We start from the raw sequence: 12,807 nt of genomic DNA, 5'->3' as shown, positions 1-12,807 counted from the left end.
TGATAGAAGTCAAGAATTTTTACATCAAGCGTAAAAGTAAGAAAATTCTAAGAGCAAGGTTTTAGATTTCTTCCTCTTCTTCTTCGAACTCTTCTTCATCTTCGTCTTCATCAATAAACTCTTCGTCGATTTCTTCAATGTCTTCTAAATCTTCGTCTTCATCAAAATCAATATCTTCTTTATCTTCATCTTCTTCGTCTATCTCTTCTTCTTCTACGAATTCTTCATAGTCCTCGTCGAAGTCGATATCTTCTTCATCCAAATCGATATCTTCTTCTAGATCATCATCTTCATCCACAGAAGCTTTAGTTTTTTTCTTTTGAGTTTTAACAGATGGTGCTGTTTCTTCCTCAATCTGCTCTACTTTAAACCATTCACGTAAGCCCCAGCCTGTTTCTTGGTTATATAAGAAGCGGCCATCTACATTAAGATCTGTGTAAAATTGTAGTAGGCGGGATTTTATTTCTTCATCACTGTAGCCTACAAGCTCTTGAATTATTTTTAACAAATCATTAAAAGTTACTGAGGCACGTTTTTCATTTAAAATTACATACGCTAAGTTAATTAACGACTCTTCAGTTAATTGTTCCTTTGTCATTTCACGAAAATTCAATTCGTGCACTTCCTTTCCCTCATCACAATGGACGTTTTAAATTTACATGGTGCTTTATTTTCCAAGCGCAGCAAAAATGGCCACGCAAAAGGTACTTTCCATACAATAAGCATAATACCCATTATATACAAAGTTTTAGCCCCTTTGCTAGCTTCAATTACTGTTTTTTATATTACGCATTTTTTTTATGCCAAGATAAAACAAATAGACAGATAATAGTAGTAAAGGAATAGCGCCAATTTGCTTATTATACAGGAAAATGGCTCCCAATACTAAAGCTAATACAATTATGTAGTGAATAGCTGATTTCATCCTCTACCGCGCCTCCCCTTTTTTTTACATTTCTATTATAGCGAAAAAAAAAAGAAGTGCCTAATCCTAAGACTAGACACTAAAAACTAGAGAAGCTTATTACATAAATTAGAAAGAAATGTCAGTAAACTAGTGAGATTGTCTATCTCTGTTTACATATTACGACGATATTGTCCACCAACTTCATACAGAGCCTTCGTAATTTGTCCCAAACTAGCTACTTGAACAGTTTCCATTAATTCAGCAAAAATATTTCCGTTATGGACAGCTACCTCTTGTAATCGGTTAATAGCTGCCTCGCTTTTAGCTTCATTGGCCTTCCAGAAATCTTGTAAATTGTGAATTTGAGTTTCCTTCTCTTCCGTCGATGCACGAGCAATCTCCATATTATCAATATCAGCATCAGAAGCTGGGTTTGGGTTCAGGTAAGTATTAACACCAATAATCGGTAACTCCCCTGAATGTTTTAGCATTTCATAATGCATCGATTCCTCTTGAATTTTCCCTCGTTGGTATTGTGTCTCCATCGCTCCTAACACGCCACCACGATCATTGATACGATCAAATTCTTCGAGGACAGCTTCTTCCACAAGATCTGTCAGCTCTTCCACAATAAATGCACCTTGAAGTGGATTTTCATTTTTCGCTAAGCCATGCTCTTTTGTAATAATCATTTGAATAGCCATTGCACGACGTACAGATTCCTCAGTAGGCGTTGTAATTGCCTCATCATAGGCATTTGTATGCAAGGAGTTACAGTTATCCTGTAAGGCCATCAAAGCCTGTAATGTTGTACGAATATCATTAAAATCAATCTCCTGCGCATGTAGACTACGACCTGAAGTTTGAATATGATATTTTAACTTTTGGGCACGCTCATTTGCGCCATATTTATCGCGCATCACAATCGCCCAAATACGACGAGCTACACGTCCGATTACTGTATATTCTGGGTCAAGTCCATTAGAGAAGAAGAATGATAAGTTAGGCGCGAAGTCATTAATATTCATGCCTCGGCTTAAATAATATTCTACATACGTAAAGCCATTCGCTAATGTGAAGGCTAATTGCGAAATAGGATTTGCTCCCGCCTCTGCAATATGATAGCCAGAAATTGAAACAGAGTAGTAATTACGCACCTTATGGTCAATAAAGTATTGCTGAATATCACCCATCATACGTAAGGCAAATTCTGTAGAGAAAATACATGTATTTTGACCTTGGTCTTCTTTCAGGATATCCGCTTGTACTGTTCCACGTACGACCTGAAGTGTTTTCTCCCGTGTCTCTGTAAATTCTTCAACTGTCAAAGTACGTCCTAACTCTTGCTCACGTAATTCTATTTGCTGATCAATCGCTGTATTCATGAACATAGCCAAAATGATAGGTGCTGGACCATTAATTGTCATCGATACAGATGTAGAGGGTGCACATAAATCAAAGCCTGCATATAGTTTTTTCATATCCTCTAATGTACAGATAGATACACCTGATTCCCCAACTTTACCATAAATATCTGGTCGGTAATCTGGGTCCTCCCCGTACAATGTTACAGAATCAAATGCTGTAGATAAACGTTTCGCGTCATCATCCTTCGATAAATAGTGGAAGCGTTTATTTGTACGCTCTGGCGTCCCCTCACCAGCAAATTGGCGCTTTGGATCTTCTCCCTCTCGTTTGAATTGGAAAACACCCGCTGTATATGGGAATTCGCCTGGTACATTTTCTCTATAAACCCAGCGCAAAATTTCACCGTAGTCCTCAAACTTTGGTAATACAACCTTTGGAATTTTTGTACCTGAAAGACTCATTGTCTTTAAAATTGTGCGAATTTCTTTATCGCGAACTTTCGTCACAAATTCATCCCCAGCATATGCTTCCTTTAAAGCTTGCCAATTGTCTAATATACGCTTGGATTCAGCCGTTAATTCGTCTCGGACACCTTCTGCTAAAGAATTAAGTGATGTGATAAGTGCATCATCCGGTGCTTTTTCCTTAACTGCAGTGAGTGCCCCTTCTAATTGGAAAAGACGACGAGCAAATGCCACCTGCTGTTCTGTTTTTTTATGATAGCCACGGACTGTATCAGTAAGCTCTCGTAAATAATAACGACGATCATTCGGAATAATTACATCTTGCTTTTGCGTTTTAGCAAATTGCTCATAGCTCGTTTCCCAATCGCTACCAGCTTTTTGGTTAATGATTTGCACTAACGCGGCAAATAAAGCATTTGTTCCTTTATCATTAAATTGGCTAGCGATTGTACCGTAAACCGGCATATTATCAAGTGATTCATCCCAAAGTTCGCGCGAGCGCTGATATTGTTTTTGGACCTGACGTAGTGCATCCTCAGAACCTTTACGCTCAAACTTATTAATAGCAATAACATCCGCAAAATCAATCATATCAATCTTCTCAAGCTGTGTTGGTGCACCAAACTCACTTGTCATAACATACATTGATAAATCGGTATATTTGGTAATCTCGGCATCACCCTGACCAATACCACTTGTTTCAACGATAATTAAATCATAGCCAGCTACTCGTACTACATCTATTACGTCCCCAATGGATGCGGTTAATTCCGTACGAGAGCCTCGTGTAGCTAAGCTACGCATATAGACGCGGTTATTAAAGATGGCATTCATACGAATTCGATCCCCAAGTAATGCCCCACCCGTTTTTTGCTTTGTTGGATCGACGGACAGAATTGCCACATGCTTTTCTGGGAATTCTTTTAAGAAACGGCGAATTAGTTCATCCGTTAACGAAGATTTCCCCGCGCCACCTGTTCCGGTAATACCCATAACAGGTGTTCCTTTTGAACGCTTCCGTGCTTCCTCCAGCATTTTATTCGTTTCTTCATCGTCATTTGACTCGGCTGCTGTAATTAAATTAGCTAAAATTTCAGGAGTCTCTGTTGTTAAAGACTCTAATTTTTCTAAATAGCTACCAGTTGCAGTAGGAAAATCGGTTCCTTTAATTTGCTCATTAATCATTCCCTGAAGCCCTAAAACGCGGCCATCCTCTGGTGAGAATATTCCCGCAATGCCGTAAGAATGCAGCTCTTTAATTTCACGTGGTAAAATTACTCCACCACCACCGCCATATATTTTTATATGTGGTGCCCCTTTTTCACGCAGTAAATCATACATATATTTAAAGTATTCCATATGCCCGCCTTGATAAGAAGAAATAGCAATACCTTGTGCATCCTCTTGAATCGCAGCATTTACGACTTCTTCCACAGAACGGTTATGACCTAAATGGATTACTTCCACACCGCTCGATTGCAAAATGCGTCGCATAATATTGACCGAAGCATCATGTCCATCAAAAAGACTCGATGCTGTCACAAAACGTACGTGATTTTTTGGACGATATACTTCTACCTTTGTCATATGAAATCCCCACTCTCTCCCCTTAATGAATAAAAAAAGCCGGCAATTGCAATGTCGCTCTATGCAATTACCGACAAACCCCTAACGAAATATTAAAACCCCTTTATGCCTGAAATGAACAATGTGATTTGCATGTCAATAAACTCATCAATTGAATGTTGACGATGTAATGCCCATTTGCGGAATGCCCAACTTTGGCCAGACACTACTAAATTATTGGCTGCTAAATGAATTTGCTTGTCTGTCATTGTTATGTCACCAGATTGTACACAGCGCTTTAGCAATCTTTCAAACGTAGCAACCATTTCAAACTCTTTACTAAAGACATAACGTTGCGCTTCTTTTGACAATGATTTTGTTTCTTGATACATGATTGTAAGCTCATCAACCATGCTATCGATTTGCAGGAAATATTCTCGGATCATTTCCTTTAGCTCTTCGATTGTCCCTGCTTTAATCTCGTAACTTGAAAGTCGCTCCATTGCATGATGATAGATACTATCACATACGAGGTAAAGAACATCTTCTTTTGTTCGAATGTACTCATATAAAGTACCGATACTAAAGCCTGCAGCTTTTGCGATTTCTCTCGTTGTGGCCCGATGGTAGCCTTTTTCTTTGAATAACTTAATTGCTCCCTGAATCATTTGCTCACGACGAATGGCGATTAAATTTTCATCTTTTACAGTTGACTGTACTTGGGGCCTTTTATCTTTTTCTGTCATCAATTATTTAGTTAACATACGCGAGATAACGAGACGTTGAATCTCTTGCGTACCTTCATAAATTTGTGTAATTTTCGCATCACGCATAAAGCGTTCTACTGGATAATCTTTTGTATAACCGTAACCACCAAATACTTGAACCGCCTCCGTCGTTACACTCATCGCCGTATCGCCAGCCATTAATTTCGCCATTGCTGATGCCTTACCATATGGTAGGTTATTAGATTCTAACCAAGCCGCTTGATATGTAAGAAGTCGAGATGCCTCAATTTGAGTGGCCATATCCGCTAGCTTAAAGGATACACCTTGATTTGCAGTAATGGGTTTACCAAATTGTACACGTTCTTTCGCATAGTCTACTGCTGCATCAAGTGCTCCTTGTGCAATTCCTACAGCTTGAGCCGCAATACCATTTCGTCCACCATCTAGTGTCGTCATCGCAATCTTAAAGCCTTCCCCTTCAGCTCCAAGCAAGTTTTCTTTTGGAACACGACAGTTGTCGAAAATAATTTCTGTCGTAGGAGATGAACGAATTCCTAATTTCTTCTCCTTCTTACCTACAGAGAAACCTTCATATCCCGCTTCAACGATAAATGCGGATGTACCGTTTTTGGCTTCAGGATCTGTTACGGCAAATACAATATATGTATCTGCTACTCCACCATTTGTAATGAAGATTTTTGAGCCATTTAAAATATAATCATTGCCATCACGTTTTGCGTAAGTTTTCATGCCACCCGCATCAGAACCTGATCCTGGTTCTGTTAAACCGTAAGCCCCAATATGCTTTCCTTCAGCCATTGGACGCAGATACTTTTGTTTCTGTTCTTCTGTACCGAACTTATACAGCGGCCAGCCTGCCAGTGATGTATGTGCAGATAATGTTACTCCTGTTGATGCACACACGCGTGATAATTCCTCGACAGCAATGACATATGCCAGATAATCAAATCCAGCTCCACCATATTCCTCTGGCCAAGGAATACCTGTTAAACCAAGCTCAGCCATTTTATCGAAAATGGCACGGTCAAATTCTTCATTTTCATCACGTTCTGCCGCTGTTGGAGCCACTTCATTCATAGCGAAATCTCGAATCATTTCACGTAATTGCTCATGCTCTTCTGTTAACTGAAAGTTCATTGTCCATTTCCCCTTTTTATTAGACTCTGTTCTGTGTAATGGTAAGTTGGATTCAGCGTTTCATTTAGTGATTTTCTTACTATATCCAACGGTTCCCATCCTCTTTATAAGCTACAACCAACACCTTACACCAGGTTTTATTTCAGTAAATGTTTACTAATGACTAGTCTTTGTATTTCACTTGTTCCTTCATATATTTCAGTTACCTTAGCATCTCGGAAATATCGCTCTACTGGGTAATCTTCTGTATAACCATAGCCACCAAATACTTGAACAGCCTCTATTGCTGTTTGGACAGCTGTTCGTGATGCAAAAAGTTTTGCCATTGAAGCTTCAGCGCCACACGGTAAACCTTTCGCACGTAAATTTGCAGCACGGTAGACTAGTAGTTTGGATGATTCAACAGCTGTTGCCATGTCAGCAAGTTTAAAGCTAACACCTTGTTGGGCAACAATCGGTTTGCCAAATTGAACACGTTCTTTAGCATAAGCAGTAGCTGCTTCAAGTGCTGCTTCAGCTATTCCTAAAGATTGTGCAGCAATACCAATGCGTCCCACATCTAAATTAGCCATCGCTATTTTGAAGCCTTCTCCCTCTTCCCCTAAAAGGTTGTCGGCTGGGATACGGCAATTATCGAATGTTAGCTGAACAGTGCGAGAGCCATGCAAGCCCATTTTATGCTCGTCTTTTCCAATAATTAAGCCAGGTGTTCCCTTTTCAACGATAAAGGCAGAAATACCTTTTGTTTTTTCAGCAGGATCCGTTGATGCGAATACAATGTATACATCCGCCTCCCCACCATTAGTAATAAATACTTTGGAGCCATTAATGACATATTCATCACCATCACGGACTGCCTTCGATTGAAGAGAGCCAGCATCTGAACCAGCACCTGGTTCTGTTAAACAAAAGGCACCTAAATATTCACCCGCTGCAAGTTTAGGTACATAACGTTTCTTTTGTTCTTCATTCCCAAAGTAAATGATTGGATTCGTTCCAACCGATGTATGCACCGATAAAATAACTCCCATTACAGCGCTTACCTTTGATAATTCATGAATCGCAATAATATACGATGTAAAATCCATGCCAGAGCCTCCAAGCTCTTCAGGTGTTGTGATACCCATTAAACCAAGTTCACCCATCTGCTGAAGCAGCTCACGTGGAAACTCCCCTGCTTCCATTCGCTCTACCCATGGTTGGATTTTTTCTTGAGCAAAATTACGAACCATATCGCGCATCATAATTTGCTCATCTGTAAATTGCAAATGCATCTATTATGTCACCCCTCTAAGTTGTCCTGTAGCACTTCTATAACCCCATCCCCATAGGATTATTCGTACATGTAAAAGCCTCTTCCAGATTTCTTTCCTAGCCAACCCGCTGCAACATATTTACGAAGCAGTGGACAAGGTCGATATTTACTATCTCCTAGGCCCTCATGTAAAATCTCCATAATGGAGAGACATGTATCTAAACCAATGAAATCCGCCAATGTTAACGGCCCCATTGGATGGTTCATACCAAGCTTCATGACATCGTCAATCGCTTCTTTCGATGCTACCCCTTCATATAAAGCATAAATAGCTTCATTAATCATCGGAAGTAAAATTCGGTTTGAAATAAATCCTGGGAAGTCATTCACTTCAACTGGCGTTTTCGCTAACTTGACAGTCATCTCTTCTACCGCTTTATACACTTCATCAGTTGTAGCTAAACCACGGATAATTTCTACAAGCTTCATAACAGGTACAGGATTCATAAAGTGCATGCCAATAACTTGCTCTGGTCGATTTGTTACAGCGGCAATTTCTGTAATAGGTAGTGAAGAGGTATTCGTAGCTAAAATAGCATGTGACTGTGCAATTCCATCAAGCTGTTTAAAAATGGATTGCTTCACTTCCATATTTTCTACAGCTGCCTCAATGATAATATCTACATCACTAGCATCCTGTAAATCTAGCGACATCGTAATGCGACCTAGAATTGCAGCCTTTTCTTCTTCTGTTTTACGACCCTTTTCTACATCGCGTGATAAATTTTTAGTCATAACACTTAATCCACGCTCGTAAAACTCTTGTTTTATATCGTTCAATTTCACGTCAAAGCCTGCTTGTGCGCAAACCTGTGCAATGCCAGAGCCCATTTGCCCTGCACCAATGACCATTACCTTTTGAATTCCCATCATTTCAGTCCCCCTGTTTTCGTACTTCAATCATGATTGCATCGCCTTGCCCACCACCTGAACAAATGGCGGCAATGCCGATACCACCGCCTCGACGCTTTAATTCCTGAGCAAGCGTTAAAATAATTCGTGCTCCTGAAGCTCCGATTGGATGTCCTAAAGCAACTGCGCCACCATTAACATTAACCTTTTCTGCATCTAGATCAGCTAACTGCTTACTCACTAAAGCTACCGCTGCAAAGGCTTCATTAATTTCAAACAAATCAATATCTGCTAATGACTTATTCGTCTTTTTTAGCAGCTTATTAATGACCAGTCCTGGTGTTTGAGGGAAATTTTCTGGCTCAATCGCTAGCTCTTCATGACCTATAATTATTGCCAATGGTTCTCTACCTTCGCGTGTCGCACGTTCCTCATTCATGATTACGAGCGCACATGCTCCGTCATTTACGCCAGGTGCATTACCTGCAGTAATGGTACCGTCCTTATCAAAGGCTGGTTTGAGCTTTGCCAGTATTTCTAAAGAAGTGCCTGCTCTTGGTGCCTCATCCGTATTCACAACTAGTGGCTCACCTTTTCGTTGAGGAATCTCAACAGGAACGATTTCTTCTGCAAAATATCCTTTGTCCATCGCCGCTAGTGCACGTTCATGGCTACGAACTGACCAAGCATCCTGTTCCTCACGACTTAGCGAGAATTCTTTAGCTGTCGAGTTACCATAGCTGCCCATATGTGGTCTTGCTGGATCAAAAGCACATGTTAGACCGTCATAAAGCATGCCATCAACCATCGTTGAATCACCCATTCGTAAGCCCGTTCGACCATTTAACAAATAATATGGTGCATTAGACATGGACTCCATTCCACCAGCTACAATTACCTCTTCGTCCCCTAAACGAATCAGTTGATCTGCTAATGTCACTGCACGCATCCCCGACGCACAGACTTTATTAATCGTTTCTGTTTTTACCCCTATTGGCAAATTAGCCTTTATGGCTGCTTGTCGAGAAGGAATTTGTCCCTGTCCCCCTTGTAAAACCGAGCCTAAAATTACCTCATCGACTTCATCAAGTCCCATATTGGCTTTCTCTAATGCACCCTTAATTGCAATGGCGCCTAAATCACTTGCATGTACTGCCGATAAAGAACCACCAAATTTACCAAATGCCGTTCTTGCTCCTGCTAAAATTACAGCTCTATTCAAGTAAAACACCCCTTTTGTTTTACGTTCTCAATGAAGTAGTGAAGCATTTTATTGACTGAACGCTCGCTCGACTTCTATCGATGAAAAATGGGAGTTTTCATTTCAACTCCCATTTCCATTTAATCTTATTCTACAAAACAATTTTTTATTGTGCAATTTATATTTTTCAGATAACTAAAATATTTCTACAATAGCAATCATTTTTCTGCGCTTATTTCACTATTCTCGTTTTGACTTGCATTTTCTACTGTCATCACAACTTCTTCCATAGTTTCTTCTACTTCCTCAGGAGAGTTGTCGACAACCTTTACTTTTTCCCCAAATACTGAACGCTCCAATAACTCTGCTACATCGAATGTGCCAATCGAGTCTTCCACTTCTTTAGCCTTTGTACCATCCTCCAGCATTGTTAAGCAGTAAGGACAGCCAGATGAAATAACTGATGCATTAGTTGCTAAAGCCTGTTCTGTACGAGCTACGTTAATGCGATTGCCGACATGCTCTTCCATCCACATGAGACCGCCACCGGCACCACAGCACATGGCTGTTTCTCGATTACGTTCCATTTCGACTAACTTCACTCCTGGAATGCCACGCAAAATTTCTCGTGGTGCATCATAGACATCATTGTAACGACCTAAATAACATGAATCATGGAAAACAATTGTTTCATGTACCTCGTAATTTAATGCTAGACGATTTTCTTCAATTAACTGGTTTAATAATTCAGTATGATGATATACTTCGCCTTTCCAACCAAAATCTTGGTACTCATTTTTAAAGATATTGTATGCATGAGGATCAATTGTAACAATTTTTTTCACGTCATTTTTAACGAACTCATCAATATTTGCTGTAGCAAGCTCTTGGAATAAAAATTCATTTCCTAAACGACGTGGCGTATCCCCAGAGTTCTTCTCTTTATTTCCTAAAATTGCAAACTTCACACCGGCTTCGTTTAACAGTCGACAGAATGCTAATGCAATTTTTTGAGATCGGTTATCAAATGCTCCCATTGACCCAACCCATAAAAGGTATTCCATTTCCTCGCCAGACTTTTTCAATTCTTTTACTGTTGGGATATGGATTGTTGGGTCTAGATCACGCCAATTTTCTTTTTCTTTACGATTTAATCCCCAAGGATTTCCTTGTCTCTCGATATTTGTCATCGCACGTTGCGCATCAGGATTTACTTTCCCCTCTGTCATTGTTAAATAACGACGTAAATCAATAATTTTATCAACATGCTCGTTCATTACTGGACATTGATCTTCACAGTTACGACAAGTCGTACAAGCCCAAATCTCTTCCTCTGTAATCACATCACCAATTAAAGATGGACTGTAGATATCTTCAATCACTGCACCTTCAGCCCCAGCTGCCAGCGCAAGCTGATTACCCTTTGTATTGGCAAAGAATTGATAAGGTACCCAAGGCTTTTGCTTTGTGACAACAGCTCCTGTAAATGTTAAATGATCTCGTAATTTCACGATTAAATCCATAGGAGACAGCATTTTTCCTGTCCCTGTAGCTGGACACATGTTTGTACAACGTCCACATTCTACACAAGAATACAGATCGAGCATTTGTTTTTGTGTGAAGTCCTGTATGCGTCCCACCCCAATAGAAGGCATATCTTCTTCACTTTCAGCATTTTCTAATGCCTCAAAATCAATGGGTGTTAAAGTTCCTGTTCGGTCTAAACGATTCATGTAAACATTAAGTGGACTTACAATTAAATGGAAATGTTTAGATTGTGGTACATACACAAGGAATGTTAATAGAATTAATAAATGTGCCCACCACATGACATAAAACACACCAACAGCTACTGACGCAGGTAGGAAACCAAAAATAGTAGCAATACTAGAAGCTACTGGTTCTGTATAGGTTAATCCCTCTCCATGCCAAATTAATCCCATACCATTCGCAAGTAACGTCGATACCATTAAGCCACCAATGAAAATTAATACAAGACCGTTTTTCCATCCACGCTTTAAACGTACTAGCTTTTCAACATAGCGGCGGTAAAATGCCCAGACAACCGCTACCAAAATCATTAAGACCACAAGTTCTTGGAAGAATGTAAAGACACCATAGAAAATACCCAGCGGTAAATGTGTGCCTGGTGCTAATCCTTTCCAAATTAAATCAATCGCCCCTAGCTGTACCATTAAAAATCCATAGAAAAACATTACATGGATTAAACCACTCTTTGGATCTTTTAATAGCTTGTTTTGGCCAAATACATTGACCATAATATAGCGAAGTCGTTCTTTTACACTTTCATCAAACTCAACCTTTTTCCCCAATTGCACATACTTATAGCGTGTTTTCAACAGATAGAAGAACAATCCTACTGCATAAAGTACAACCACGACTGTTAAGACAATGTTAGCAATTAATAATGGACTCATGGTTGGTCCCCCCTCGTTTGTCGTAATTTTTCTCTCTTTGTGATAAATTTGCTAGCTCATACGGAAATGTTCATCACTTCGATATTATATTCCTATTCTAATAAATGAGTGAGCATTCAGTCAACATAAAACGGAAATATTTCTGATAATTTTATATTCTTACATTTTACAAGAAAAAAAGCCACCCTGAATTTTTTCAAAGTAGCATTTTTTACTTTCTGTAGAAAACTAAATTTTATTTTTTAAAAACATTTCCACTGCGAATATATTCAACATCCGCAACATGTAATCGAGCATTTACTACTCGTGCAGCTGCAAATAAATAATCTGATAATCGATTTAAATATTTTTGTACAACTTTTGGCACATCTTCAACTTCTTTCATAAGTGTCACCATTTCACGCTCTGCTCGCCGAGCAACCGTACGCGCAATGTGTAAAGTTGCAGCTGCTGGTGCCCCTCCTGGCAAAATAAAACGTTGTAATGGTGGCGCTTCATCTGAAAGTGCATCAATACGAGCCTCTAGCACCTCAATTGGTTGTTCAGTTAGCTTATAATGTCGTTCTTTCATCACGTTGGCTAGATCACCACCGGCATCGAATAGTTCATGTTGAATAGTTTCTAAATCCGTTAAAATATCCTTGAAAAGTGCTGGATCTAATTCACTTACAGCTTTACCAATAAAAGAATTTAATTCATCAATAGCCCCATACGTTTCAACACGTAAACTATCTTTATCAACGCGTCCTCCTATAAGACTTGTTTTACCCGTATCCCCTGTTTTTGTGTACAGCTTCATTTCGCTCATCT

At 39.5% G+C, this 12,807-nt stretch carries 9 protein-coding genes; all 9 read right to left on the bottom strand.

Annotation, left to right across the window (positions count from 1 at the left end; genetic code table 11):
- Window positions 1-61 precede the first annotated feature (61 nt).
- Window positions 62-613 (bottom strand): DNA-directed RNA polymerase subunit delta, encoded by a 552-nt coding sequence (rpoE, locus tag MKX57_RS02560; RefSeq protein ID WP_170844108.1) that lies wholly within the window; start codon window positions 611-613, stop codon window positions 62-64.
- A gap of 464 nt (window positions 614-1,077) precedes the next feature.
- Window positions 1,078-4,326: a fused isobutyryl-CoA mutase/GTPase IcmF gene (gene icmF / locus MKX57_RS02555; protein ID WP_090002938.1), complete on the bottom strand. Its 3,249-nt coding sequence runs from the start codon at window positions 4,324-4,326 to the stop codon at window positions 1,078-1,080.
- Between the two features lie 92 nt (window positions 4,327-4,418).
- Window positions 4,419-5,051, bottom strand: a complete 633-nt coding sequence (locus MKX57_RS02550) for a TetR/AcrR family transcriptional regulator (protein ID WP_025114794.1) — start codon at window positions 5,049-5,051, stop codon at window positions 4,419-4,421.
- Window positions 5,052-5,054: 3 nt separating this feature from the next.
- Entirely contained in the window at window positions 5,055-6,191 is a 1,137-nt protein-coding gene (locus tag MKX57_RS02545) for an acyl-CoA dehydrogenase (RefSeq protein ID WP_008179033.1), read from the bottom strand.
- A 137-nt stretch (window positions 6,192-6,328) separates the two neighbouring features.
- A complete protein-coding gene (locus MKX57_RS02540; RefSeq protein WP_008179034.1) occupies window positions 6,329-7,465 on the bottom strand; it encodes an acyl-CoA dehydrogenase in 1,137 nt (378 codons plus the stop codon).
- A gap of 59 nt (window positions 7,466-7,524) precedes the next feature.
- Complete coding sequence (locus tag MKX57_RS02535) at window positions 7,525-8,376, bottom strand: 3-hydroxybutyryl-CoA dehydrogenase (protein WP_008179037.1); 852 nt, start codon at window positions 8,374-8,376, stop codon at window positions 7,525-7,527.
- Between the two features lie 4 nt (window positions 8,377-8,380).
- Window positions 8,381-9,580 carry an acetyl-CoA C-acetyltransferase gene (locus MKX57_RS02530; protein WP_342550727.1) on the bottom strand — a complete coding sequence of 400 codons (1,200 nt, stop codon included), beginning with the start codon at window positions 9,578-9,580 and terminating at the stop codon, window positions 8,381-8,383.
- A 197-nt stretch (window positions 9,581-9,777) separates the two neighbouring features.
- Window positions 9,778-11,997 (bottom strand): heterodisulfide reductase-related iron-sulfur binding cluster, encoded by a 2,220-nt coding sequence (locus tag MKX57_RS02525; RefSeq protein WP_089986055.1) that lies wholly within the window; start codon window positions 11,995-11,997, stop codon window positions 9,778-9,780.
- Between the two features lie 235 nt (window positions 11,998-12,232).
- Complete coding sequence (locus MKX57_RS02520; RefSeq protein ID WP_043990553.1) at window positions 12,233-12,796, bottom strand: cob(I)yrinic acid a,c-diamide adenosyltransferase; 564 nt, start codon at window positions 12,794-12,796, stop codon at window positions 12,233-12,235.
- Window positions 12,797-12,807: the final 11 nt, after the last annotated feature.

It is taken from the genome of Lysinibacillus sp. FSL M8-0216 (assembly GCF_038595555.1).
GTDB classification, from domain to species: Bacteria; Bacillota; Bacilli; order Bacillales_A; family Planococcaceae; genus Lysinibacillus; species Lysinibacillus fusiformis.
The sequence above is the reverse complement of the archived record's forward strand: the minus strand, read 5'-3'. Positions and strand labels throughout refer to the sequence as shown.

Bases quoted from the DNA above. Each gene is read 5' to 3' on its own strand.
- icmF (WP_090002938.1), bottom strand. From the start codon at position 4,326: ATGACAAAGGTAGAAGTATATCGTCCAAAAAATCACGTACGTTTTGTG.
- MKX57_RS02550 (WP_025114794.1), bottom strand. From the start codon at position 5,051: ATGACAGAAAAAGATAAAAGGCCCCAAGTACAGTCAACTGTAAAAGAT.
- MKX57_RS02545 (WP_008179033.1), bottom strand. From the start codon at position 6,191: ATGAACTTTCAGTTAACAGAAGAGCATGAGCAATTACGTGAAATGATT.
- MKX57_RS02540 (WP_008179034.1), bottom strand. From the start codon at position 7,465: ATGCATTTGCAATTTACAGATGAGCAAATTATGATGCGCGATATGGTT.
- MKX57_RS02535 (WP_008179037.1), bottom strand. From the start codon at position 8,376: ATGGGAATTCAAAAGGTAATGGTCATTGGTGCAGGGCAAATGGGCTCT.
- MKX57_RS02525 (WP_089986055.1), bottom strand. From the start codon at position 11,997: ATGAGTCCATTATTAATTGCTAACATTGTCTTAACAGTCGTGGTTGTA.
- MKX57_RS02520 (WP_043990553.1), bottom strand. From the start codon at position 12,796: ATGAAGCTGTACACAAAAACAGGGGATACGGGTAAAACAAGTCTTATA.